The sequence below is a fragment of the Terriglobus albidus genome (assembly GCF_008000815.1).
GTDB classification, from domain to species: domain Bacteria; phylum Acidobacteriota; class Terriglobia; order Terriglobales; family Acidobacteriaceae; genus Terriglobus; species Terriglobus albidus_A.
This window is the reverse complement of record NZ_CP042806.1, coordinates 6,147,648-6,173,261: the sequence shown is the minus strand read 5'-3', so window position 1 is coordinate 6,173,261 and position 25,614 is coordinate 6,147,648. Positions and strand designations below refer to the sequence as shown.

20 protein-coding genes are annotated in these 25,614 nt (G+C 58.6%); 18 read left to right on the top strand and 2 right to left on the bottom strand.

Going from position 1 to position 25,614, the window contains the following annotated elements; all coding sequences use genetic code 11:
- The first annotated feature begins 14 nt into the window (after window positions 1-14).
- From FTW19_RS24665 to FTW19_RS24640, 6 genes are all read left to right on the top strand, one after another.
- A complete protein-coding gene (locus FTW19_RS24665) occupies window positions 15-3,404 on the top strand; it encodes a TonB-dependent receptor (protein WP_147650206.1) in 3,390 nt (1,129 codons plus the stop codon).
- Window positions 3,405-3,596: 192 nt separating this feature from the next.
- The gene (gene metK, locus FTW19_RS24660; RefSeq protein WP_147650205.1) at window positions 3,597-4,793 is read left to right on the top strand and encodes a methionine adenosyltransferase; all 1,197 of its coding nucleotides are present in this window, start codon (window positions 3,597-3,599) and stop codon (window positions 4,791-4,793) included.
- A 200-nt stretch (window positions 4,794-4,993) separates the two neighbouring features.
- Window positions 4,994-6,079: a hypothetical protein gene (locus FTW19_RS24655; RefSeq protein ID WP_147650204.1), complete on the top strand. Its 1,086-nt coding sequence runs from the start codon at window positions 4,994-4,996 to the stop codon at window positions 6,077-6,079.
- A gap of 278 nt (window positions 6,080-6,357) precedes the next feature.
- Window positions 6,358-7,434 carry a glycoside hydrolase family 88/105 protein gene (locus tag FTW19_RS24650; protein WP_147650203.1) on the top strand — a complete coding sequence of 359 codons (1,077 nt, stop codon included), beginning with the start codon at window positions 6,358-6,360 and terminating at the stop codon, window positions 7,432-7,434.
- Window positions 7,435-7,452: 18 nt separating this feature from the next.
- Window positions 7,453-9,276 carry a beta-L-arabinofuranosidase domain-containing protein gene (locus tag FTW19_RS24645; RefSeq protein ID WP_147650202.1) on the top strand — a complete coding sequence of 608 codons (1,824 nt, stop codon included), beginning with the start codon at window positions 7,453-7,455 and terminating at the stop codon, window positions 9,274-9,276.
- A 325-nt stretch (window positions 9,277-9,601) separates the two neighbouring features.
- The gene (locus FTW19_RS24640; protein ID WP_147650201.1) at window positions 9,602-10,690 is read left to right on the top strand and encodes a hypothetical protein; all 1,089 of its coding nucleotides are present in this window, start codon (window positions 9,602-9,604) and stop codon (window positions 10,688-10,690) included.
- A 21-nt stretch (window positions 10,691-10,711) separates the two neighbouring features.
- On the opposite strand, the gene FTW19_RS24635 is transcribed toward FTW19_RS24640, so the two are convergent.
- Complete coding sequence (locus FTW19_RS24635) at window positions 10,712-11,878, bottom strand: AAA family ATPase (protein WP_147650200.1); 1,167 nt, start codon at window positions 11,876-11,878, stop codon at window positions 10,712-10,714.
- 72 nt (window positions 11,879-11,950) lie between these two features.
- Here FTW19_RS24635 and FTW19_RS24630 point away from each other — a divergent pair, with 72 nt between their 5' ends.
- The 3 genes from FTW19_RS24630 (at window position 11,951) to FTW19_RS24620 (ending at window position 14,414) form a co-directional block, all read left to right on the top strand.
- A complete protein-coding gene (locus tag FTW19_RS24630) occupies window positions 11,951-12,697 on the top strand; it encodes a cytochrome b/b6 domain-containing protein (RefSeq protein ID WP_246153482.1) in 747 nt (248 codons plus the stop codon).
- A gap of 2 nt (window positions 12,698-12,699) precedes the next feature.
- On the top strand, window positions 12,700-13,449 hold the full coding sequence (locus tag FTW19_RS24625) for a molybdopterin-dependent oxidoreductase (RefSeq protein ID WP_246153481.1): 750 nt from the start codon (window positions 12,700-12,702) through the stop codon (window positions 13,447-13,449).
- An 86-nt stretch (window positions 13,450-13,535) separates the two neighbouring features.
- Window positions 13,536-14,414 carry a transglutaminase-like domain-containing protein gene (locus tag FTW19_RS24620; protein ID WP_147650198.1) on the top strand — a complete coding sequence of 293 codons (879 nt, stop codon included), beginning with the start codon at window positions 13,536-13,538 and terminating at the stop codon, window positions 14,412-14,414.
- 62 nt (window positions 14,415-14,476) lie between these two features.
- On the opposite strand, the gene FTW19_RS24615 is transcribed toward FTW19_RS24620, so the two are convergent.
- A complete protein-coding gene (locus FTW19_RS24615; RefSeq protein ID WP_147650197.1) occupies window positions 14,477-15,244 on the bottom strand; it encodes a hypothetical protein in 768 nt (255 codons plus the stop codon).
- Between the two features lie 188 nt (window positions 15,245-15,432).
- On the opposite strand from FTW19_RS24615, the gene dnaK reads away from it, so the two are divergent.
- The 9 genes from dnaK to FTW19_RS24570 all read left to right on the top strand — a co-directional run bounded on the left by dnaK (window position 15,433) and on the right by FTW19_RS24570 (window position 25,609).
- Entirely contained in the window at window positions 15,433-17,346 is a 1,914-nt protein-coding gene (gene dnaK, locus FTW19_RS24610; RefSeq protein ID WP_147650196.1) for a molecular chaperone DnaK, read from the top strand.
- A gap of 136 nt (window positions 17,347-17,482) precedes the next feature.
- Window positions 17,483-17,653 carry a hypothetical protein gene (locus tag FTW19_RS25965; protein ID WP_187143160.1) on the top strand — a complete coding sequence of 57 codons (171 nt, stop codon included), beginning with the start codon at window positions 17,483-17,485 and terminating at the stop codon, window positions 17,651-17,653.
- 30 nt (window positions 17,654-17,683) lie between these two features.
- The gene (locus FTW19_RS24605) at window positions 17,684-18,601 is read left to right on the top strand and encodes an Fpg/Nei family DNA glycosylase (protein WP_147650195.1); all 918 of its coding nucleotides are present in this window, start codon (window positions 17,684-17,686) and stop codon (window positions 18,599-18,601) included.
- Between the two features lie 18 nt (window positions 18,602-18,619).
- Window positions 18,620-19,828, top strand: coding sequence for a DnaJ C-terminal domain-containing protein (locus FTW19_RS24600; protein WP_147650194.1), 1,209 nt, complete (start codon window positions 18,620-18,622; stop codon window positions 19,826-19,828).
- Window positions 19,829-20,290: 462 nt separating this feature from the next.
- Window positions 20,291-21,070 carry a HipA family kinase gene (locus FTW19_RS24590; RefSeq protein WP_147650192.1) on the top strand — a complete coding sequence of 260 codons (780 nt, stop codon included), beginning with the start codon at window positions 20,291-20,293 and terminating at the stop codon, window positions 21,068-21,070.
- On the top strand, window positions 21,054-21,440 hold the full coding sequence (locus tag FTW19_RS24585; RefSeq protein WP_246153480.1) for a DUF3037 domain-containing protein: 387 nt from the start codon (window positions 21,054-21,056) through the stop codon (window positions 21,438-21,440). The genes FTW19_RS24590 and FTW19_RS24585 overlap by 17 nt, the downstream gene beginning before the upstream one ends.
- Window positions 21,441-21,508: 68 nt before the next feature.
- Window positions 21,509-23,434, top strand: a complete 1,926-nt coding sequence (locus FTW19_RS24580) for a CocE/NonD family hydrolase (RefSeq protein ID WP_246153479.1) — start codon at window positions 21,509-21,511, stop codon at window positions 23,432-23,434.
- Between the two features lie 374 nt (window positions 23,435-23,808).
- Window positions 23,809-24,561 carry a GntR family transcriptional regulator gene (locus FTW19_RS24575; RefSeq protein ID WP_147650190.1) on the top strand — a complete coding sequence of 251 codons (753 nt, stop codon included), beginning with the start codon at window positions 23,809-23,811 and terminating at the stop codon, window positions 24,559-24,561.
- A gap of 145 nt (window positions 24,562-24,706) precedes the next feature.
- Window positions 24,707-25,609: a dihydrodipicolinate synthase family protein gene (locus FTW19_RS24570; protein ID WP_147650189.1), complete on the top strand. Its 903-nt coding sequence runs from the start codon at window positions 24,707-24,709 to the stop codon at window positions 25,607-25,609.
- Window positions 25,610-25,614: the final 5 nt, after the last annotated feature.

Genomic DNA, 25,614 nt, shown 5'->3' with positions numbered 1-25,614 from the left:
GAGGCAGTTCCACTATGAAGCGTATTTTGCAGTATTTATGTACCGTCGCGGCTGTACTGCTGCTGACGGGTACGCCCGCCTTGGCGCAGTCCGTGACAGGTAGCATCAGCGGAACGGTAACCGATCCCACCGGCGCCGCTATTCAGAGAGCTACCGTCACGATCGTTCTCACTGAACGCAATCAGACTCTCCGCACACTGACAACTTCTGATGCCGGGTTTTATGCCGCCTCGGCTTTGCCAGTCGGAACCTACGACGTTCATATCAAGGCAACTGGGTTTGCCGCCGAAGAGGTGCAGAGCATCGTTCTGCACGCGAACGATACTCTTACGGTCAATCGCGAAATGAAGCCGGGCGCCGAGAACTCTACGGTGACCGTTAATGCCAGCACTCTACAGATAAACTTCGAGAACTCGACACAGGCCGGCTTGATCGACAGCACGCAGATCAAGGAACTGGTGACGGCTACCCGTAACTATGAGCAGCTTGTGGCGCTTCAGCCGGGCGTCTCATACACCGGTGGCGACCAGCTTTATGTCGGCAATACGAACCCTGTCGGCGGAAACAACCTGGTGAGCTTCTCCGTAAATGGAGCTCGTACCAGCGGTAATAACTGGACCGTGGATGGTGCGGATAATGTCGACCGCGGAGCGAACCTGAACGTGCTGACCTATCCTTCGGTCGATGCGATTGCTGAGTTCCGTACGCTGCGGGGCAATTACTCGGCAGAGTATGGCCGCAGCGCCAGCGGCCAGATTAACGTGATCACGAAGTCCGGCGCCAACAAATTCCACGGCAGCCTGTATGAGTTCGTTCGGAACGACGTCTTCGCCGCCAATACCGTACTCGGCAAGCAGGGCGGAGCGCCGCGCGCGAAGCTTCGTTATAACGACTTTGGCGGCACCATCGGCGGTCCGGTGTGGAAGGACCATACCTTTTTCTTCTACTCACAGGAAGTTCGTCGTGTGGTGACCCAGGCGCAGGTGCGCAGCACCGGTCTGCCGGTGACTTCACAGTTGACCGGTAACTTCGGTGCATACACGGTCTGCGTTGCGCGCAATGCTGCCGGTAGCTGCACCTCCTACTCCAATCAGGTGACCACCATCAATCCGGTTGCCCAGGCCTACATCAAAGACATCTATTCCAAGCTTCCCTTGTCAGCTACTTCGAACAGCGTCATCACGACGCAGCAAAGCACTTATAACCAGAACCAGCAGATCGGCCGCCTGGATCACCAGTTCGGCCAAAAGATTACGGCGACGTTCCGTGTGATCAACGACATCATCCCTACCGTCGAACCCGGCGGCCTATTCAGCGGTTCTGGACTGCCGGGTGTGAACACCACGAAGACGAACGCTCCCGGCCAGAACTGGCTGGGGCACATTACCTATATCGTTTCGCCCACCCTGTTGATTGATGGCGGATATGCGTTCTCATACGGTGCAATCACGAGCGATCCGGTCGGACTGATGGCCAAGGCTAATTCGCCCGACATCAGTCCGAAGCTTCCCTATTCGTCTATGTTGGCCCGTGTTCCGACCATTACATACACCAGCACGGGTGTGACCAACGGAAACCTCACCAGCTATGGACCGTACCGCGACTACAACCGCAATCACAATATCTTTGCGAACGTGGCCAAGACTGTTAGCAACCATACGCTCAAAGCCGGCTTCACCTGGAACAAGTACCAGAAGACGGAAAATAACGCCGGCAATAATGCGGGTACCTTCTCGTTCACCAACGCCGGTGCCGGTGTCAGCGGTACGCCTGCGGCCAGCACTCCTAACTACGTTCAGGCGTTCGCCAACTTCCTTACCGGATGGGTAACGACCTATTCGCAGGCATCGCTGGATCTGACTCCGGATATTCGTACGACGCAATACGAGATCTTCTTTCAGGATGACTGGAAGGCTACTCGCCGTTTGACCATCAATGCCGGTCTGCGCTATTCGCGTTTCAATCAGCCGACTGACGCGAAGGGAATGTTGACGACCTTCGATCCGTCTCTCTACGTGGCAGCGAAAGCTCCCACGATCGATAACAACGGCCTGATCTGCACCACCGGTGCTCCGTGCACAGGTGTGAGTCCGAATACATCCTACGATCCGCTGAATGGTATGAGCGTCAACGGCGGCAGCTCTCCGTATGGCGCGAAGGTGGGCAAGTCGAGCGGCCTGAACTTTGCTCCGCGTCTCGGTTTTGCGTATGACGTTCTGGGCAACGGCAAGGTCGCGCTCCGTGGCGGTTACGGTCTTGCTTATGATTCGGCTCTGTTCGGCATCTACGAGCAGAACATCTTTCAGAACAAGCCGTATGTGAATTCACCCTCTATTCCCAACACGTGTCTTAACGACCCCGCCGGTTGTAATTCGGCGGCAGCCAGCTTCAGCCCCTTTGTCGTACGCGCGACCGATCCGAACTTTAAAACTCCATATACTCAGCAGTACTCGCTGGACGTTCAGGCGATGGCGCCGGGCGGCGTGATGGTTGATTTGGGATATGTGGGTAATGTCTCGCGTCATCTGATCGGTCTGATCGATATCAACAATCTGCAGCCGGGGGCTTATGTGACCGCCGGAATCATTCCGGGCAATGTGGTAACGACTACTAATACGCCGTTATTGAACCGCATTCGTCCTTACAAGGGCTACAACGCGATCAATACGGTATCGCCCATGTATATGGCGAACTACAACGCCCTGCAGCTGGCCGGACAGAAGAACTGGAAGAACGGCTCTCTGTTCAGCGCCAACTACACCTGGTCACGTGCCTTGACCAATGCCAGCGCCGATCGGACCGGAGCACCGCAGAACAACTACGATCTGATGGCCGAGTATGGCCGCGCCGCCGCCGATCGTACACACATCTTCAACTTCAACTTCGTCTACAACCTGCCGTTTGCGGACCAGCGCGGTCTGGTTCACCGGGTGCTGGGTGGTTGGGAGCTGTCGTCTGCCGGTTATTTCCAGACCGGTCTGCCGCTCAGCCCTGCGACCTCCTCGGTGGATCCAGGTGGGATTGGCTTTCTGGGATCGTCGGCGGCAGGCGGACGCCCTGATCAGGTCGCCGATCCGAACTCGGGGACCGGTACAGGCCAGTACCTGCACTGGTTCAATACCGCAGCATTTGCGACAGTTCCAACCGGCGTCTATCGTCCGGGCAATGCTCGTCGCGGTGTGGTCAACGGGCCTGGCTGGTGGCGTGTGGATCCGGGACTGTTCCGGAACGTGCGCATTGTCGAGGGCGTCTCGGTGCAGGTCCGTGGCGAGTTCATCAACGTCTTCAATCACACCAACTGGGATACCGTGGGAACGAATATCTCAACGACGACAACCTATGGCCAGGTAACTGGCTTCCGCGACAAGCGCATCGTGCAGCTTGGCGCAAAGCTCACCTTCTAAACCCTTCATTCCCCTTGATCGGGGATCTTGGACGGCGGCCGCTTCGGCGGCCGTCGCTCTTTTTTGCCGGGAAATGGCCCGTTCGGCCCTCCAGGCGCCCCGCTCGCTGCAAATCTGACCCGAAATGGGCACAACCGCGTAAAATGAATAGTGCATCACACGAGCTGCAACGCGGCATTGGAGGAAGTAGTTTTGGCGACACGCGACCGTTTTCTGTTTACCAGTGAGTCCGTAACTGAGGGACACCCTGACAAGATTGCCGATCAGGTATCGGATGCAATCCTGGACGCCTGCCTGGAGCAGGACCCCTACAGCCGTGTCGCCTGTGAGACCCTCACCTGCACCGGTCTGGTGGTGGTTGCCGGCGAGATCACGACCAAGGCGTATGTCGACTTCCAGAACATCGTCCGCGCCACGGTGAAGGCTATCGGCTATGACGACGCCCTGAAGGGCTTCGACAGCCAGACCTGCGCTGTCATCTCCTCGATCAACAGCCAGTCGCCTGACATCGCCCAGGGTGTAGATACCGGCGGCGCCGGTGACCAGGGCATGATGTTCGGCTATGCCACCAACGAGACCCCGGACCTGATGCCGACTCCGATCGCGCTGGCGCACAAGCTGTCGTTCCGCCTCTCCGAGGTCCGCAAGAACGGCCTGATGCCGTACCTGCGTCCTGACGGCAAGAGCCAGGTGACGGTGGAGTACGACGAGAACCACAAGCCCGTCCGCGTGGATGCGGTGGTGATTTCGACGCAGCACGCCGAGTTCAAGGACCGCGATCCGAACTCGACGCTGACTAATGAGCAGCTTCACGCCGACATCCTGAAGAACGTGATCCAGGCCGTCATTCCGGCCGAGCTTCTGGATGCCGACACCAAGTACCACATCAACCCGACCGGCCGCTTCGTTATCGGCGGACCGATGGGTGACTCGGGTCTGACCGGCCGCAAGATCATCGTCGACACCTACGGCGGCATGGGCCGTCACGGCGGCGGCGCCTTCTCCGGTAAGGACTCGACCAAGGTCGACCGTTCGGCTGCTTATATGGCCCGCTATATCGCCAAGAACATCGTCGCCGCCGGTCTGGCCGATCGCGCCGAGGTTCAGCTTGCCTACGCCATCGGCGTCGCCGAGCCGGTTTCGGTTCTGGTGGACACCTTCGGCACCGGCAAGGTCTCCGAGGCGAAGATCACTGAGGCTGTCCGCGCGAACTTCTCGCTGACGCCGAAGGGCATCATCGAGACCCTCGAGCTCCGCCGCCCGATCTTCAAGCAGACCGCAGCCTACGGCCACTTCGGCCGCACCGGCGATGCGTTCACCTGGGAGAAGACCGACAAGGCCGCCGCTCTGAAGGCTGCCGTGCAGCGGGAAGCGGTCGCTACCAAGTAATTGAATGATCGAATAAAGGAATGATGGAAGAAGAAAAGCGCCGCTTTTGCGGCGCTTTTACTTTTGGCGGCTTGCGTGGGACGCTATCGTCATCTCATCCATGCAGCGACAATTGCCACTGTGGGTGACCGGCTTTGCCAACCTGCAAGCAATCGGGTTGCCTTCATCACGCCGTTCTGTTCCGCATGGTAGCTTGAAGTATGCCTACGACCGAGGTTCAGCCGCTAACGGTTTCCGGCGACGGCGGCTCCGGCGGGAAGCGCAATCTTCTCTTCTGGATGCTGTGTATTGCTGGCTGCTTCCAGTTCGCGCAGGGATTTTCCATCACTCTGGGGCCCGCGTTTACCCTGCAGGATTTCGCCTATGGTCACGTTGAGAGCCCGTACCGCCGGCGCATCTTCATGGAGTGGGTCTACCGGGCATTTCTGCACTTGCATGGTACCCGGGTGTTTCATCTGGGCAAGCGCATCATGACTCCGGAGCAGCAGGTTCTGTTTCTTACCGGCTTCGTCGCGTCAATTTTGATGGTTGTAGTGACCTGGACACTGATCCGCCAACTACTGGGACGCCAGACCCCGTGGCAATGGCTCTCTCTGGCGGCCATCTACATGCTCGATACCCACGAGCTGCTCTCCTTCGATATCCGAGCGCAGTTTCCTTATGATCTGACCACGCCGGTATTTTTCGGGACCGGCTTATACGCTCTGATCAGCCGTAAGCGATGGCTTTATTACGCGGCTTTTCTGATTGGAACGTTGAATCGTGAGACGACGATGTTCCTGCCGCTGCTGTTTGTTGTCTGCTCCTTGCCGGAGGAGTTCTCCCTGCGCCAGGCATGGCGGCAGATTCGTCCCCTTGTGTTAGCCGAGGCAGCCGCTCAGTTGGTGGTATGGCAGCTCCTGGTGATGTGGTGCGAGCGAATGACCGGAGGACCCGGAACCGGCATTGTGATCTCCTGGCGGAACAATCTGCATATCGTCTCCAATCCAACGCACTGGCCTCTCTTTGCCAGCACCTTCGGTTTTCTCTGGATCCCGCTGGTCCTGTTTCATGACAGAGTTTCGGACACACGGCTGCGCCGCAGCGCGTATCTGCTTCCGCTCTGGGTCGCAGTGATGTTCTATACAGGGGATCCGCTGGAGATCCGTTTGTACAACGAATGGATTCCCTATGTGACGGCGTGCCTGGCACTGATCGTCAGCAACAGCCTGCTTATTGTCAGGCGTGGGAATGCGGCCGCCGACCGGCCTGCGCAGGCGGTTGAGAAGATGATTGCTCATTCGTGAGCGAGTGAATGGTATGTTTAGAGGTTCTTCCGGTTGCTGGGGTATCCCGGAAGGGGCGTGCAGTGGCGTTTTCATTGCGGAAAACGCCCATGGATGCGGAAACCCTACACTACACCTACAGGAAAAATGCTCCACGTCGGGGGGGGGAGGGTTGGTCGTGCCATTGTTAGCGCTAACCTGGGCTGATTCCGTTGAGACGGCGAAAAAACGAAGTACTCAACAAGTGGTGGCTCCATTCGGTACAATCCTCTCGTTCTAGAAGGAGAAACCGTTTTCTTATGAAGCTCCGCATCCTGGCTGCTCTACCTCTCTTTGCGACCGCTCTGTTGGCTCAGAAGCCCGGCGACAAGTACTTCACGAACTGGCCGGAAAATACCGACCCCAAGGTTGTGGGAAAGAAGCTGGCCGACCATTTTGTTGTGAGCCCTCACCAGTACACGGCCACGATCCATTACTCAGAAGTCGGGGCATGGTACGGATCGCTGGAGTTTTCTAAGCTCACCGGCGATACCGAGCTGCGTGACAAGCTGATTAAGAAGTTCGAGCCGCTGATGCCCGGTGGCGCCGAGGAGTCCCGTATTCCGCAGCGGCGGCACGTGGACGACTCGATCTTCGGCATCGTGCCCATCGAGATCGGCATCCTGACCAAGGACGAGAAGTATGCCAGCTATGGCAAGAGCTGGGCTGACCGTCAGTGGGAGAATCCGCAGCCGGACGGCCTTTCGGCTGAGACCCGCTACTGGATCGACGACATGTACATGCTCACCATCCTGCAGCTGCAGGAGTATCGCGCCTCGGGCGACAAAAAGTATCTGGACCGCACCGCAAAGGAGATGGTGAGCTATCTCGACAAACTGCAGCAGCCGAATGGCCTGTTCCATCACGCGCCCGATGTGCCCTTCTTCTGGGGACGTGGCGATGGCTGGGTTGCCGTGGGAATGGCTGAGATGCTGCGTGACTTGCCTGACAATCATCCCGACCGTGCGCGAATCCTGAAAGGCTACAAGCTGATGATGGCCGGCCTTCTGAAGTACCAGGGCAAAGACGGCATGTGGCGTGAGCTGATCGATAAGGACGATGCCTGGCCGGAGAGTTCGAGCTCGGCGATGTTTACCTACGCCTTCATCACCGGTGTAAAGAACGGCTGGCTGCCAGAGGCGGAGTACGGTCCTGCGGCGCGTAAGGGATGGATCGCCGTGGCCGGCTATATCGATCAGAACAGCGACATCACGCAGGTGTGTGAGGGCACTGGCAAGAAGAACGATCTTGCCTACTACTACGCTCGCCGTCGCCGCACAGGCGACTTCCACGGACAGGAAGCTGCCATCTGGTGCACCAACGCACTGCTGCGGTAGATGCTTCAAGGAGCTGCGATGAAGAGACGGTCGTTTCTAAAGGGCATGGCCGGGGCCGCGGTAGTATCGCGCGTCCCGGCCTCTCGTCTATTAGCCGCTGCAACATCGCAGCAGGATACGGTGAGGCTGCAGACTTTTTCCTATGGAGCTGCGAAGCTGCTTCCGGGGCCGCTGGATGAGCAGTTCCGGCATAACCAGCAGCTCTTCTTGAATCTCTCAGAGGACAGTCTGCTGAAGCCATTCCGCCAGGCGGCCGGTATGGCCGCGCCCGGTGAAGATATGGGCGGCTGGTATTCCTATTCGGACAAATTCGATCCGCCGAAGAACATGACCGGATATATCCCAGGTCACACCTTTGGGCAGTATCTCTCCGGTCTGGCCCGGGCTTATGCCGTTACTGGGGATGCAGCGACGAAGGCAAAGGTGGAGCGGCTGGTCGCGGGCTTTGCGCCGACGGTTACGACCAACTTCTACAAGGGCTACTGCCTGCCGGCGTATACCTTCGAGAAGACGATGTGCGGTCTCAGCGATGCATATGCTATTGCCGGTTGTCACAGTGCTCTGCCGGTGCTGCAGAAGGCTACCGACGCGGCGTTGCCATGGCTTCCTCCCAAGGCTCTGAACCGTGAAGAGATGGCGGCACGTCCTCATCCGAATGTGTCGTATACGTGGGATGAGAGCTATACCCTGCCGGAGAACTTCTATCTGGCGTACAAACGCGGCGCCGGAGCACGCTATCGCGCATTGGCTCAGCGCTTCCTGCAGGACGATACCTACTTCAATCCGCTGGCAGAAGGGAAAAATGTCCTTCCGGGGCAGCACGCGTACAGCCATGTGAATGCGTTGTGTTCAGCGATGCAGGCATATCTGAATGATGGTTCGGCGAAGCATCTGCGGGCAGCGCAGAACGGCTTCCGTTATGTACTGGAACAGAGCTTTGCCACCGGCGGTTGGGGACCGGGAGAGACCTTCGTTACGCCTGGGTCGGACCAGCTTGCAAAGTCGCTGGAGAAGAACCACAACAGCTTCGAGACCCCGTGCGGAGCGTACGGACACTTCAAGATCACCCGCTATCTGCTGTCAGTGACGGGCGACTCGAGTTACGGCGACAGCATGGAACGCGTGCTCTACAACACCATCCTGGGAGCTCGTCCGATGCGGTCTGACGGCGTCAGCTTCTACTACGCCGACTACTCGATGGATGCCGTCAAGGTGGATTACGAACAGAAGTGGCCGTGCTGCTCCGGTACCTTCCCGCAGTTGACGGCGGACTACGGCCTCAGTGCGTACTTCCACGATGTTTCCGGCGTTTATGTAAACCTGTACATCCCGTCGCGGCTTGCGTGGAAGCAGGGCGGAGCTCGGGTGGAGCTCGAGCAACAGACGGAGTATCCATACGACAACAACATCAGCATGCGCCTGAAGATGAGTTCGGCAAGCCGGTTCGCGCTGGCGTTGCGGATTCCGGCATGGGCCACAGGGGAGAATCGTCTGCTGGTGAATGGAAAGGACGCCGGCGTCGCGGTTACGGCCGGTACATGGGCCAAGGTGCAGCGTGAGTGGCGTGATGGCGATCGTGTGGAGATCTCATTTGCGTTCCCCGCTGTACTGGAGCCGATCGATGCAGCACATCGTAACCTTGTTGCGCTGAAGGTCGGTCCGCTGGCGCTGTTTGCGATTCAACCGGGAGATACGGGGCTGACGCAGGAGAATCTGCTGAAGGCAGCGCGGACCAGCAGCCGGTCGAAGATCTGGAAGGTTGCGACGTCAAAGGGCGACGTGGAGATGCGGCCGTTTGATGCGATTACGACGGAGCGGTATCGGCTGTATCAGAAGGTTTGATCCTTTCGAATAAGAATCGAAGACCAGGAACTAACTGTTTACATCATGTTAAGGATCCTGCAGGGACGATGCGCGCTCCGTGCAGGTCAGGATAAAGTAGCTTTATCTACCTTTCTGAAAGAAACAGGTCATGACCTTGTTCTCGGCTCCTTCTTCGCAGACACGGGTGCGGTCAGAGCAGCCCATTCAGCTCCTGCAACTGGCGATCTTCGTTGTATTTTCTTCGTTACTGGCGCTCGTTAGGGGATATCGGGGCAGCAGTTTCTTTGCGATCTCTGATGTAGAGTGGTACATCGCTCTCGCCGAAGGTCATGTTGAGCGTGTCATGCAGCCCTTTGCCACGCGTCAACTGCAGCCTTTGGTCGTTCGTGGCCTTTCGCATCTGACGGGCTTTTCTGTTTATTCGATTTTTATTGCTCTCGGGGTTGCTTCGATCGTCGTCGTACTGACGATCGTTGGTGGTCTTCTGTTGCGCTCGGGAACACCGGTGTGGATTCTAATTGCTACTGGCGGTTGTTTCTTCTGGGCTGATCTGGTCCGGGGGCTCGCGCTTCCTGATCTCTGGTATGCAGCGCTGTTGGGGATCATGCTCTACGCTTTAGCGAATCGTCAGACGCTGGCGGCGATGCTTATGCTGTTTCCGCTTTCGCTCTCGCGGGAGTCCACTCTTCTGGTGCTGTTATGTCTGCTGTTAGCTGCCTGGAAACGTCTGCGTGTAATCGAGCGTGTACTTGCTTTTGTTGCGACCTTTGCAGGTTCCTTCATTACGAGCCGGCTGAGCGCGAACGCTCTGGCGAACCAGCAACACGTTCCGGGTTCGCTCTATGTTCTGGGCAAGATTCCCTGGAATTTTTTTAAGAATGTTATTGGAGCTTATCCGTGGACAGCAGGAATGAACATATGTACACCGGCATGGCAGATACATTTGCCATTCGGTCCCATCAAAGTCTTTGGTGTCTGCGAGTGGGTGCTTTCTTTGCCCTTGACGACACTTTTTGATGGCCTCACACGCTTTGGGCTTTTCCCGTTGCTCCTGCTTTTCTTTTTTCCTATCCGTACGTGGCGTTCATTGTGGCGTGAAAGCCTTTTTCTGCGCTTCTGCTTAATTTACGGCGTAATTTCGTTTTTGCTGGCGCCGATGCTGGGAACAGCGGTGCCGCGGTTGTTCGGCTATGCCTGGCCGCTCTTTATGCTTGCCGTTCCGGCATGCGTGCCGCCGATCTTCAAGAGCGGTGCGAAGGCGTGGGGGTTCCTGGCGATTCATCTGATCGTGAGCTACCTGCCGGATATAGGGACGCCATTGCAGATCTCTCTGCCCCTGGCGATTGTCGGTTATGTGGTGGGCTGGTGGCTGCTTCGGGCAGCGAAAGAGGATCCGGAAGCGCAGCCGGTCGCGGTCGTTGCTTTTGGATAATGATCAGATCTTCTACTAGAACTATCGTGCGGGCCAGGCCCACTTTGGTGTATTGAAGAGCGTGGCCGATTCGAGCGTCGTCTCTCCGAATGATTTGATCAGGTGCAGGTGGGCACAACCGGGTTCGGCGAGGATATTTTCGATAAGTACTGGAGCGTGCGAAACGACGATGATTTGCGTGTTCTTTGCAGCGGCGCGGATCAGCCTTGCCAGCGCCGGTAGCAGGTCTGGATGGAGGCTCGTCTCTGGTTCGTTGAGGACCAGAAGCTCCGGCGGCCGCGGAGTTAGCAGGGCAGCCGTCAGCAGTAGATAGCGAAGGGTTCCGTCGGAGAGTTCCGCGGCAGAGAGTGAGCGTAGCAGCCCATGCTGCCGCAGGCAGATGCTGAATCGGCCATCGGTGTTCTCGACGTGTAGGCCGCTTCCGGGGAACGCATCGTCAACGGTACGTGCCAATTCCTCGTCGGAGCGAAGTTCGATAATGGTCTCAAGTGCAGCCGCGAGGTTGCTTCCGTCATGATGCAGAATCGGAGAAAACGTGCCGATCTGTGCCGCACGAACAGGTGAGTCCGCATCGGTGCGGAAGTGATCGTAGAATCGCCACTTGCGGATCGATTCGCGGACAGCGAGCATCTCCGGTGCACGTTGGGGATCGGGAATCGTTGCCAGCATGCTGTCAGTGTCGGCAAGGTGCTGGGTCAGCATCACTGGCTCTTCGTCACGTGTGGTGGAGAACCAGACGTAGTTGTTGCGACGGTCGACCATGGCGGAGGCCTTCCGATAGATGGCGCCGTTCCAGATGCACTCCCGCTTGATATGCGGATCCAGTCCAAACATGGTCCTGGAAGGTGGCGGATATCCGAGGTCGATGCTGTATCCGTAGAGATCGCTGCCGAAGCCGAGCTTCAGGCTGGCGACGCTCCGTTTCGCCAGGGCCTGCACTGCATGCTCTCCCTGCCGCACGCTGCGGGCAATGGTCTCAGGACCGGCCCAGAAGGTGGAGGGCAGTCCGCCCTCACGCGCCAGCGAACCAACCACAGAGTTCTGCGCCGCATCGGCGAGCAGGTGTAACGAACGGTAGATATTGGACTTTCCGCTGCCATTGGCTCCGGTGACGACACTGAGCTGCCCCAGGGGAAGAACGAGATCGCGAATCGAGCGGTATCCCTGGATGGCGATCGTGCGGATCATAGATGCAGCATAGCTGGTCGCAGCATTGCTGTTGCACTCTGAAATTGGCTGATTTCTTGTGGCGGGACGAGGGTGACTCCGTGCTATGCTCCCGTCGTGCCAACTACCGTTGCAGCGCCTGCTACCGAGAGATCGCGGCACTCCGCCGTCGTGCGTGTGACGCACTGGATCACGGTGTTTTGTTTTCTAGCGCTGCTGGTGACCGGTGTTGAGATTCTTCTCTCGCATCCACGGTTTTACTGGGGAGAGACAGGCAATGTGAATATGCATCCGTTGTTCACGCTGCATGTGCCATCGTCTCGCGCTATGGTGCCCACGGGATACGCCGTGCTGCCGGATCAGAATGGATGGAGCCGCTATCTGCACTTTGAGGCCGCATGGCTGATTATTCTGACTGGCATCGTCTATGTGCTGGCGAGTCTCTGGAACGGCCATCTTCGCCGTGATCTACTGCCGGCACGTGAGCAGCGTAACTGGAAGGCATACGCTGCGGTGCTGGGCAGATATCTTCACCGCGCTCCGGTGAAAGAGAGTGGCGCTTATAACGCCGTGCAACGCGCGGCCTATCTAGGCGTGATCTTCGGTCTGCTGCCACTTCTGATCTGGACTGGTCTGGCGTTGTCGCCTGCGGTTGCCTCTGTTGCTCCCTGGGCAGTGGAGGCTCTCGGTGGACGGCAGTCAGCTCGCACACTGCACTTCTTCGCGACCGTTGCGCTGGTCTTGTTCTTTGTTGTGCACGTCGTGATGGTGACGCTGGCGGGTTTCTGGAGCCGGACACGGGCGATGGTGACCGGTGTCGTGAAGGAGGAGCAGCTATGAGCATGACGCGGCGAAGGATGATTGTGGCGGCTGTAGCTGCAGGCGCCGGTGTTTCTGCTGCAGGAGTAGCGGCGCGGCTGGCGCGGAGATATGGCCTGGTGCCTCCTGACAGCGGTGGTATCTATGGTCCGGGAGAGACGCTGACCTACGCGACGCAACGGTTGCTGACCGCTCACTCGACGGCGCGTGAGTTCTCTCGCAACATGATCTCGAAGGCTCCGTTCGCGAATGAGATACCGCCACTCAAAGACGAGTTCAAACGCCATCAGTCTGCCGGATTCAAGGAGTGGAAGCTGACGATCGACGGCATGGTGGCGCACCCGGCATCGCTCTCGCTTGCAGATCTCAAGGCGCTGCCAATACGCAGCCAGGTTACGGAACTGGCGTGTGAGGAGGGCTGGTCGTACATCGCGGAGTGGATCGGTACGCCGCTCTTCGAGGTACTGCACGCTGCCGGCATGCTGACTCAGGCTCGCTACGTTATCTATCGTTCCATCGACCGCGATTGGTGGGAGAGTATCGACATGGCCGATGCGATGCATCCGCAGACACTGCTTACTTATGGCATGAACGATGACGATCTGCCTGTCAGATTCGGTGGACCACTGCGTCTTCGTCTGCCACGGCAACTTGGCTATAAGAGCCTGAAGTTTGTCGACTCTATCACCGTAACCGACTCGATGAAGCACTTCGGTAAGGGACTGGGATCGTCTTCGCCGGAGGGCGGATATGCCTGGTATGCAGGCATTTAGGGTTGCAATGGCTGTGGCATAAGGGCCGCAGACAGCGGTCCGATGGCATTTCGGCATCTCACTCCAGGAAAGCCCGTGGTGAATCTATGCTCATTCGCTCTGAATTCGATATTCAGTTCCAGCTGCCTGCTCCGATAACGATGCTCGCCATGTTGGACCTGCATCCGTCGGTCGATGCTCTTGCGCGTGAGGTGACACCGCTTGTCGTGGAACATGTTGATGGTGGGCAGATGTCGCGGCTGGTGACGGAGAAGTATCAGGACAGCTACGGTAATCGCTGCTCACGGGTGCATCTGCCCGCTGGGGCGGTGAGGTTGAGCGGATCGAATGTGGTGGAGATCGATGGCATGCCCGATCTCATGAAGATAGACGCCCAACAGGCCGAGGTGCGGGATCTTCCGGCAGCAGTGCTGCCCTTCCTGCTTGCCAGCCGCTACTGCGAGGTAGACCGGATGTGCGGTCTTGCCAGCGATCTTTTCGGGAGTGTTCCTAAGGGATGGCTGCTGGCAGTAACCATTCGTGACTGGGTACACGATCATGTGAGCTTCGATTACAACTCGGCGCGGCCCACCAAGACCGCGCTCGATCTGTTCACGGAGCGTGTCGGTGTATGCCGTGACTTTCAGCACCTGGCGATTACGCTGACGCGGGCCATGAATATTCCGGCACGGTATGTTGCCGGCTACCTCGGCGACATTCGTTCGCCCTACGCCGGAGCGGGGGATTTTTCTGCTTGGTACGAGGTCTTTCTCGACGGCCGCTGGTGGACGATGGATGCGCGTCACAATCATCCGCGCATCGGTCGTGTGTTGATGGCGACAGGCCGCGATGCGACCGATGTAGCGATCACGACGACCTTCGGCGTCGCGAATCTGACCCACTTCTATGTGGAGTCAAATGAGATAGATGGCGACGGGAACCTGATCCTGCCGCAGGGACATCCCGAGGCTTCGATAGCAGCTTAAAAAGCAGTTGCCAGTTGGTCCGGGGCGGCTTGGGCGAGGGTGTGTGTAGACGTACGCCTCGCTTACTTTTGGCTGGGTGCCCGCTGGTCGATGATCGGGAATCCTTCAGGAAGATCGAAGAGTTTGGGGTCCGGCGGCGCTGTGCTGATCTCGGCAACCGTGAAGGTCTGGTGGCCGGAGCGCGGATCGTTGCGAATGGAGAGCAGGTTGATGCCGAGCTGCTCGGAGTACCAGTACTCCCGGGTGATAACCCAGGGCTGCGAGTTCCCCAGAACCCCTGGTTTTAGGGTGGTGGTCACGCGAACCCCGTGGGTATCGATTCCGAGGATGAACCGGCGGCCCAGGTCCTCGCGCGTCGTAGAACCAGCCGGGAAGCTCTGTACACCCGGGTCGAAGGTGGGGTCGACGTCGACCGGGTCGTTGTAGGGCAGCATGTAGCAGACTTTCTTGTAGGGATGGCAGTTGTAGAAGACATGCGCGGCCGGGTCGCCGTGCTGCCACCAGGAGAGGTAGGAGTTGCCGCGGCTGCCAACCGGGCCTAGAAGGCGGCGCTCCTCGAAGATCCTCCCCTGGGCGTCGCGGGCGATGAACCGGTGGTTGGTCACGGTGGTGGTATTGCCGTCGGCATAGCTCCGCACCCATTCCGTATTGAGGGTCAAGGAGAAGGGAGCGCCCGGCTTTGGGGGGATGTAGATGCTCTCCAGTACTTCGGAGGTGCCGCCGTCCGGCGGCCTGACAGGGGCCTTGGGCGTGGCGTCCTGCGGGGCGGTGGCGGGCTGTTGGGCAAGAAGGGTGGCAGAAAGAAGAGTGAGGCAAACCGTTCGCAGCATTGAGCCTCCAAGGGCAGAAGTATCCTTCGGTTCGAGCGGGAAAGAAAGGAAAAAGAGGGTGAAACCTGGGCGAATGGTGGCGCATCAGATAAGTTGACAGTAACTCACTCAATGTTCAGAATAGAGACTGTCGAGGGATTGGGTTTGCGTCCTTCGGGACGGATTTCAGAGGGTTTAGGAGCAGGCTTATGGGCAAGATTATTGGGATTGACCTCGGTACTACCAACTCGTGCGTCGCTGTGATGGAAGGTGGCGAGCCGAAGGTGATTCCGAATGAAGAGGGCGGCCGTACGACGCCGTCCATTGTCGCCTTTACTAAGAGCGGCGAGCGTCTGGTGGGCCAGGTGGCCAAGCGGCAGGCGATCACGAATCCGCAGAACACGATTTATTCCATCAAGCGCTTTATGGGCCGTCGTCCGAACGAGATTTCGGAAGAGCAGAAGATGGTGCCCTACAAGGTTGTCGCCAAGGGCGACAACGTGGTGGTTGAGGCGCAGGGCAAGGAGTACACCGCGCCCGAGATCAGCGCGATGATCCTGCAGAAGCTGAAGAAGGCTGCGGAAGACTACCTGGGCCAGTCGGTCACGGAGGCCGTCATCACGGTTCCGGCGTACTTCAATGACGCCCAGCGCCAGGCGACCAAAGATGCCGGCCGGATCGCCGGTCTGGATGTGAAGCGTATCGTCAACGAGCCGACGGCGGCTGCGCTGGCCTATGGACTGGACAAGAAGAAGGACGAGACCATCGCCGTATATGACTTCGGCGGCGGTACCTTCGATATCTCGATCCTGGAAGTGGGCGAGGGCGTCATTGAGGTGAAGTCGACCAATGGTGATACGCACCTGGGCGGTGACAACCTTGATCAGCGCATCGTGGACTGGCTGATTGCCGAGTTCAAGCAGGACGAGGGCATGGATCTGGGCGCCAAGGGCAATGAGATGGCCCTGCAGCGCTTGAAGGACGCGGCCGAGAAGGCGAAGATCGAGCTCTCCACCACCATGGAGACGGAGATCAATCTGCCCTTCATCACGGCGGATGCGACCGGACCGAAGCACCTGGTGAAGAAGCTGACCCGTGCCAAGTTTGAGTCGCTGGTTGAGGATCTGTTGCAGCGTTCGGTTGGCCCCTGCAAGCAGGCGCTGGCCGATGCGGGCGTCGATGCCAGCAAGATCGACGAGGTGGTTCTTGTCGGTGGACAGACGCGTATGCCGCGCATGCAGCAGCTGGTGAAGGATCTCTTCGGCAAGGAGCCGCATAAGGGTGTGAACCCGGATGAGGTGGTTGCCATCGGTGCTGCTATCCAGGGCGGTGTGTTGACCGGTGATGTGAAGGATCTTCTGCTGCTCGATGTAACGCCGCTAACGCTGGCGATCGAGACGCAGGGCGGCGTGGCTACTCCGATGATTCCGCGTAACACCACCATTCCGACGAAGAAGAGTGAGACCTTCTCGACGGCGGCGGATAACCAGACCGAGGTGGAGGTGCACATCACGCAGGGCGAGCGTCCTCTGGCGAGCCAGAACCGCACGCTGGGCAAGTTCAAGCTGGGCGGCATCATGCCGGCTCCGCGCGGCGTGCCGCAGATCGAGGTCACCTTCGACATCGATGCCAACGGCATTCTGAACGTGACGGCGAAGGACAATGCCACTGGTAAGGACGCGAAGATCACCATCACCAGCTCGTCGGGCCTGAGCAAGGACGAGGTGGAGCGCATGGCCAAGGAAGCCGAGGCGAATGCCGCGGAAGACAAGGGCAAGCGCGAGGAGATCGAGGCCCGCAACCAGCTCGACTCGCTGGTCTACAACATCGAGAAGATGTTGAAGGAGAGTGGCGAGAAGGTGCAGGCCGCGGACAAGAGCGAGGTCGAATCCGCTCTGTCTGATGCGAAGCAGACGCTGGTTGGAACACCTTCGGTCAGCGATCTGAAGGCGGCGCACGAGAAGCTGACGGCGGCGAGCCATAAGCTGGCGGAGGCCATGTACAAGGCCAATGCATCGGGCACTCCTACGGACGGTGGAGCAGCTGCTACCGGAACGACCGAGCAGCCGAAGAAGGATGAGGGCGTGATCGACGCCGAGTACGTAGACGTCGATCAGAAGTAACAACTGCTTCTCGCTGAGAAGCATACGCGGGCGCTCTTGAAGTTTGATTCAGAGCGCCCGCGGTGTATCTGACGGCAGAAACGAAGAGCAGGATTTGGGGTTTATAGAAACAGCAGGTGGGAGGAGAGGTAACGATATGAACACGATGATCTGGAAATGCGAACAGTTTGTAGGCGGCAAGATGCACCAGCAGAACATGTTTGAGACGGAAGACCAGGCGCGTGAGTTCGTTCGTAAGTTCTCCGAGGTAGCTCCGGATGTGATCTTCCGGATTGAGCCGATGCCGTTAGAGCATGTGTGGAACTAAGAGCGCATCTGCGAGGTAAAGCGGAGATTCATGCCTGAAGGAAATGAGATTCACCGTTGGGCGGAGAGACACACCAAAGCGTTCGTCGGGAAGAAGCTTCATGTTGAAGCTCCCGGCGGACGCTTTGCTGATGCCGATGCTATCGATGGCAAGACACTGAAAAAGATTCATGCAGTGGGTAAGCATCTCGGCTATGAGTTCGGGCCGGATGCGATTCTGCATGTGCATCTCGGTCGTTACGGTGACTGGACGGAAGGTGTCGGCGAGTTGCTGCCGGTGAAGGGCGCATTGCGGGTGAGGTTATCCAGACAGTGTGCAAAGAAAGCGGGTTCTTCGGCTTCGCCGCGCTCCGCTCAGGATGACAACGGAGAGGCGAGTACGACGCGGCATGGGTGGTACTCCGAGGATGACGGATCGACCTCGCTGGAGCCTGCGGATGTGGACTGGATCGAGCTGCGTGGCCCCTCGGATTGTTCGCTTTATGACCGCGAGCAGTGGAAGAAGCTGCTGGGTCGGTTAGGGCCTGATGCGTTGAACGGGGACGATCCCGAGCCGGCGTTTGCGAAGATTGCGCGGTCGAAGACGCAGATTGCGGCGCTGTTGATGGACCAGTCGGTGCTTTCGGGCATCGGAAATATCTATCGCGCGGAGTTGTTGTACCGGGCGCGGTTGTCGCCCTTTCTTGCCGGCAAAGATGTGCCAAAGACAACAGTTGAGGCGATGTGGAACGATTCCATTCCGCTGCTTAAGGCAGGTATGGTGGACAGAAGGATTGTCACGACCCTGCCGAAGGATCGTCCGCACGGTGAAGGGAAGCCGTTGAAACCGGAGGTGCACTACGTCTACCGGCGCCACGGCAAGCCCTGCTGGGTGTGCGGTACGAAGGTGCAGCGGCAGGAGATGGCTGGGCGCAGTTTGTATTGGTGCCCGACGTGCCAGGCGGAGTAAGTTTAAGGAAAACGGATTATGGCAACGACGCAGCAAAAGGATTACTACGGCGCACTTGGCGTGAAGAAGACGGCGACGGCGGACGAGATTCGCAAGGCCTTCCGTAAGCTTGCGCGTAAGTATCACCCCGACGTGAATCCCGGGGATAAGAAGGCCGAGGAGAAGTTCAAGGAGATCTCGGAGGCGAACGATATCCTCTCCGACGCGAAGAAGCGCAAGGTCTATGACCAACTTGGCTTCTACTCCGACAATATCGATCCTGCCGCCGCCGAAGCGTATGCCCGCGGCGGAGCAGGCGCCGGCGCACGTGGCGCCGGTGGTCAGGGCGTTCCATTCGATTTCGGGGGCTTTGACTTCTCAGGTTTCACGGGTGGCGGTGGGCGTCAGCAGCAGCCACAGGAGAGTGAATCGAGCGGTTGGGGCAGCTTCCGCGACATCTTCGGCGGCATCTTCAATGGCGGCCGTGACCGCGACGAGGGGCCGCAGCCCGGCACGGATATCGAGTACCAGGTGACGGTCGATTTCTGGACCGCGATTCGTGGTGGAACGACGCGGCTTGAGATTCAGCGTCAGGAGGTCTGCCCGACGTGTCACGGACGCTCCACCACGGGTGGCAGCATGACCTGCCCGGAGTGCCACGGCAGCGGCCAGGTAACGCAGATGGGCGGCCGTATGAAGTTCAATCTGCAGTGCCCGCGTTGCGGTGGAACCGGTAAGGTGCAGAACGATTGTGTCACCTGCCACGGGCAGGGCGTTGTACTGAAGCGCGAGCCTGTGGAGTTCCGCATCAAGGCCGGCACGCGTGATGGACAACGCATCCGTCTGGCAGGCAAGGGCAATGCCGGACTGCATGGCGGGCCGGCGGGCGATCTGTATCTGATCATCAAGGTCGGGGAAAACCCGGTCTTCTCGCGTGTCGCGGACGACATCTTTGTCACGGTTCCAGTCACCGTCACTGAGGCCGCGCTGGGGGCGAAGGTGGAAGTGCCCACGATCGATGGCCGGGCGCATTTGAAGATTCCGCCGGGCACGCAGACAGGGCAGAAGCTGCGGCTGCGGGAAAAGGGTGTGCCGTCAGCTACACACGAGGGGACGCGCGGCGACCAGATCGTCGAGGTCAAGATTGCGGTACCGAAGGTGCAGGATGAGCGCTCGAAGGAGATCCTGCGCGAGCTCGCGAAGCTGAATCCGGAGGATCCGCGGGACGAGCTCTTCAGCAAGGTGTAGGGAAGATTCGGGTGTTTCGGTATTCCCAACGGACAAAATTCGTTGGGAATACCCAGGCGGCACCCGGGTAGGATGTGTGGGTAGAGAAGCAGGTCCTTCGCGTTGCTCAGGATGACAAAGCCAGTGGCCGCAATAACTAGAGCACCAAAGGTGCGCTCTATACCAGCCTGGGGCAACGCCCCAGGTTTTAGGCAGTGACAAACGAAGGGCTGAAGGCCCGCTCTATAACCCAACCGTCCTAAGCTTACGAGCTGCGTTGTTTAGTTACACCATGCGTCGAGAATACGATTTCGGTAAGGGAATACGCGGCAAGTATGCGGTTCGAGGCGCACTGGGAACGAATCTGGTGCTCCTGAAACCGAATGTATCCTGGGTTTCTCGCGATTCTACGGCTATCAATAACACATTGCGCGTGTTGATCAAGACGCTCACGCAACCTGAGAAAGAGAAGTCGATCTAGACATGCCGTTGCGTGAAGTGCTCGCGACCCGCTATGCCGTGCCCTTGCGGGAGGGCGGAAGTCTGCCTGCAATTGTGGAGGCCGATGACGATGGCATGTATGTCGTCAAGTTCCGTGGAGCCGGGCAAGGCGTCAAGGCGCTGCTGGCTGAGATTGTTGCTGGTGAGATTGCGCGAACCGTCGGCCTGCGTGTGCCGGAGCTGGTCTTTGTCGAGATCGATGCGGCGCTGGGACGCAACTATCCCGATGAGGAGATCCGTGATCTGTTGAAGGCCTCCACCGGACGCAATCTGGGTATGGATTATCTGCCCGGCTCGACGATGTTTGAGGTAGCGGCTGGTGACTGTGCGACGGCAGAGGTTGCGTCGATGGCGGTGTGGCTCGATGCGTTTGTGATGAATGTCGACCGCACACCGCGAAATCCGAATCTGCTGTGCTGGGGCGGCAATCTGTGGTTCATCGATCATGGAGCGGCGCTCTATGTGCAGCATGACTGGATGTCGATGATGGAGAAAGCAGCGAGCCCTTTCGTCGCCATTCGCGATCATGTGTTGTTGTCGTGGGCGGCCGATGTAAAAGCTGCCGGGAAGACGGCGCGTGCGCGGCTTAATCGCGGCGAGTTTGAGCGTATTCTCGCTCTGGCGCCCGATGCGTGGCTGGAGCCGGAGGAGGGCGCAGAGACGCCCGAGGCCAAGCGTGCCGCGTATGTGGAGTTCCTGATGAAGCGGCTTGAAGATGCCGATCGCTTCGAAGAGGAGGCAACACGTGCGCGCCTCATTTGATTACGCCGTCATCCGCATTGTCCCCCGGGTCGAGCGCGAGGAGTTCATCAACGCCGGTGTGATCGTGCTCTGCCTGGAGAAACGTTATCTCGCGGCGAAGACAATGCTGGATGAAGAGCGCCTGAAGGCTTTGTGGCCGCAGGCCGATCTCGGCGCCATTCGCCTGCATCTGGAAGCTGTCGAGAAGATCGCTGCCGGTGACGAATCTGCCGGTCCGCTGGCGAAGATGGAACTGAAGGCCAGGTTCCATTGGCTTACCTCGCCGCGCAGTACGATTCTCCAGACTGGTCCGGTGCGAACGGGTGTGTGTGAAGGCACGGAAGATCTGGTGGAGAGCCTGCTGCGGCAGTTGGTCATCGCCAATCCCTGAAAAATTCGTAGGCTCTCGTGATGCCTCGCGATATGGTGGTTGCAGTCGACACATATCGGAGGCACCTCGTGAAATTGCACGTCCTTGTTCTGGCCGCGATGGTGGCGTCCTGCGCTGCGCAGGAGACGCCGAAGTATCCCGAGTATCCCAGTGAGACTCCGCCAACGCTGAAGCCGACCGAGACGGGCTTCGACTATGCGCGCCGTGAGGTGATGATTCCGATGCGCGACGGCGTGAAGCTGCATACGGTCATCCTGGTGCCGAAGTCCGCGACAACGGCGAAGAAAGCGCCCATCCTGATGACGCGCACGCCGTACAACGCCAACATCCTGACGGCGAACCGTGCCAGCGCGCATCTGGGCGCGGCTCTATATGGGTATGACAACGCCGTCGACACGATCGTGGGCGGCGGATATATCCGCGTCGTGCAGGACATTCGCGGTAAGTATGGCTCCGAGGGCGACTATGTGATGAATCGCCCGGTGCATGGGCCGCTGAATCCCACGCCGGTAGACGATTCGACCGATACCTACGACACGATTGACTGGCTGGTGAAAAACATTCCAGAGTGCAATGGACGTGTTGGGACTTTGGGCATCAGTTACGACGGCTTCGAGCCCCTGATGGCGGCCTATCATCCGCATCCGGCGTTGAAGGTTACGGTGCCGATGAACCCGATGGTCGACGGATGGATGGGCGATGACTGGTTCCACAACGGGGCCTTCCGTCAACAGAATCTTCCATATATCTATGAGCAGGAAGGCTCGCGCTCCAACGATTACAAGTGGTGGTCAGATGCCTTCGACGAGTACGACTTCTGGATGAAGGCAGGCTCGGCCGGGGAGATGGGCCGGCGTCATGGAGCGGAGCAGGTCGGCTTCTGGCGGAATATCCTGGCCCATCCGGCGTATGACGAGTGGTGGCAGCAACAGGCTGTCGACAAGCTGCTGGCCAAGGAGCCGCTGGCGGTTCCAATGATGGTGGTGCACAGCCTGTGGGACCAGGAAGATATCTACGGCGGCATCGCGGTGTACAAGGCGCTGTCGGCGCAGCCGGCGAACAAGGGCAAGCTCTTCCTGGTGATGGGGCCCTGGCATCATGGGCAGGAGATTGAAGAGTCCAGCAATATGGCCGCGATCCGCTGGGGTAGCGCGACCGGCACCTACTTCATGCGGAGGGTGCTGCTGCCATTCCTCGACCACTATCTGAAAGACGACGCTCCTGCAATGGACGTGGCTCCGGTGACGGCCTTTGAGACCGGCACCAACGAGTGGCGCAAGTTGAAGAGCTGGCCTGCGGGATGTGAAGGAAGCTGCTCGATTGAGAAGAAAGACCTGTATCTCGGTAAAGGACTGGCAGCGACCTGGAACACGCCGGCGAATAAGACCGGTGAGTTCGAGGAGTACGTCTCCGATCCGGCGAAGCCGGTGCCCTTCCGTGCGCGTCCGAACCAGCCCATTGGATATACGCCTCCGCTGACCTGGGTGAACTGGCTGGTGGACGATCAGCGTGAGGCCTCCGGCAGGCCGGATGTTCTGAGCTATCTCAGCCAGCCGCTAACCGCGCCGTTGAAGATCAGCGGTCAGCCGCTGGTGAAGCTTCTGGCTTCGACGTCAGGGACGGATTCGGACTGGGTGGTGAAGCTGATCGATGTCTATCCCGATGAGATGGCAGATCAACCGGAGCTGGGTGGATATCAGCTCGCGGTATCGATGGATATCTTCCGCGGCCGTTATCGCGAGAGTTTTGCGACAGCCAAGCCGATTGAAGCGAACAAGCCGCTTGAGTACCGCTGGGAGCTTCCGACGGCAAATCATGTCTTCCTGCCGGGTCACCGCATCATGGTGCAGGTGCAATCGAGCTGGTTTCCGCTCTACGACCGCAATCCGCAGAAGTTTGTTCCGAACATCTTCTGGGCAAAGCCTGAGGACTATGTGAAGGCGACACAGCGGATCTATGCCGGCAGTGCGGTGGAATTGCCGGTGGTGAAGTAGTGAGGCGGTTGAATGGTTGAATCGTTGAATGGTTGAATTGTGCGGCATGGGCGAGGCGGAGACATTTGCCTCGCCTATTGCTTTATTTGTCATTTCGCAGTGACCGGAGGGAACGGAGAAATCTGCTTCTCCGTTGTGAGTCTGGGAGAGAAGCAGATTTCTCCGCGACCTTTGGTCGCTACGAAATGACAAACAAAAGACCCGCCTGCGGCACCCCGATTATGGGCTAGAGCGTTTCCCTGTTGCCGGGTATTCCGGAAGGGCGCGCAGCGGCGTTTTCGTTGCAGAAAACGCCCATAGATGCGGAATCCCTACACTACACCTACAGGGAAAATGCTCTATCCGTATACGCCGATACGCCCTAGACTTGTTGCATGCCGAGACGGTCCACCACGCACCACCAGCAAAAGGGAAAGAAAGATTCCGTACGCCGTAAGGCATACCTGCTTATCCAGAAGAAGATCGGCAACGGTCAGTTGAAGGCCGGCGAGCTGATCTCAGAGGTTGCTCTGGCCAAGGAACTTGGTAGCAGCCGTACTCCGATACGTGAGGCCGCCGGGCAACTTCTGGCGGAAGGCATGCTGGAGCTGAGTCCCGGTGGCGGTATTGTGGTCACGCGGCTGACGCGGCAGGGCATTACGGAGCTCTACGAGCTGCGTGAGGCGCTGGAGGTCTTCGCCGTGGGCCGTGCGGCGCAGAACGGAGTTCGTCCGACCGACATTGCCCGCCTGAAAGAGCTGTTGGACGAGACGCAGGCGCTGCTGAAGGAGCTGAAGTCCTCCGGTCAGAAAGAGCTGGACGAAGAGCAGATGCGCCGGTTTGCGTTGAGTGATCTTGGGTTTCACACCTTACTGCTGCGATTGGCTGCTAATGAACGCCTGTTGAAGGTGGTAAATGAGACGCGGCTGATGATCCGCATCTTCGGCATTCAGCGCAGCGGTCATCGCCGGGAAGAACTGGAGCGGATTCATCGTCACCACAAAGAGATCCTGCAGGCCGTGATTGACGGCGAGCCGGAGGCGGCGCGCAGTTTGCTGTCGCAGCATATCCAGGCGAGCGCACAGGAACGGCTGGAAGAATTCGACCACTGGGAGAGGGAGCAGCACCTGGCCAGTTTGGGAGGATGAGAAAAGTTGAAAGTTAAAAGTTGAAAGTTGAAGAGGTACGGTATGGGTGAAGAAATAGCATTGCCCCAGCCGCGCTTTTCGGTCAGAGACTGTGCTTAATCCTTATTTGTCGACAAATAGTTGACATTACCTCTATCATGCCCACATGGCAAAACTGGTGACCGGGGTCTATGCGGCGGTGCTTACGCCGCGCGATGCAGCAGGAAAGATTGACGCAGGGCAGCTTCGGGGTTGGATCGAATTTCTTCTGGGCAAAGGCGTCAAGGGTTTTGCCATCAATGGAGCGACCGGTGAGTTTCCGCTGGTGACCGAAGCGGAGTTCTCGGAGCTGATGGAGATCGTGGCCGGCACCATCGCGGGCCGAGGGAGCTTCCTTGCTGGTGTGGGGGCCGCTGGAAGCTCTGCCGCCATCCGCCTGGGAAAGATCGCTTATGAAGCCGGTGCGCAGGCCCTGTTGCTGCCAATGCCGTACTTCTTTCCCTATAGCCAGGGAGACCTGACTGCCTTCTGCCGCGAGGTGACCGAGAACGTGGAGACACCGATACTGCTCTACAACCTGCCGCAGTTTACCTCCGGTCTGCAACCGGAGGCGTCGCTGGCGCTGATCGAGCAGTGCAGCAACATTATCGGTATCAAGGACTCGAGCGGTTCGCTGGATACGATCTCTCTACTGAGCAAGCGCGCGCCGGATGCATGCCGCATCATCGGCAACGATGGCGCTCTGACGCCGGCCCTGAAGGGTAAGGTGGCCGATGGAGTGGTCTCTGGCGTATCGTGCGTGTTGCCGGAGCTGATCACAGCTATCTTCTCCTCCGGTCTGGAGGAGACCAGGGGTGTGGATCTGGATGCACTCAACGGAAGGCTGCGCATGTTCATCCAGCAGCTTGACCGGATGCCGACGCCCTGGGGGCTGAAGGTCTTCGGAGAAGCACGCGGCCTGGCACAGGCGACGTTCCCCTTTGCACTCAGCGATGAGCGCAGGCAACAGATGCAGGAGATGCTGGCGTGGTTTGCGGAGAACCGCGCGGCCATGATGGTTCAGGAGTGATGGCG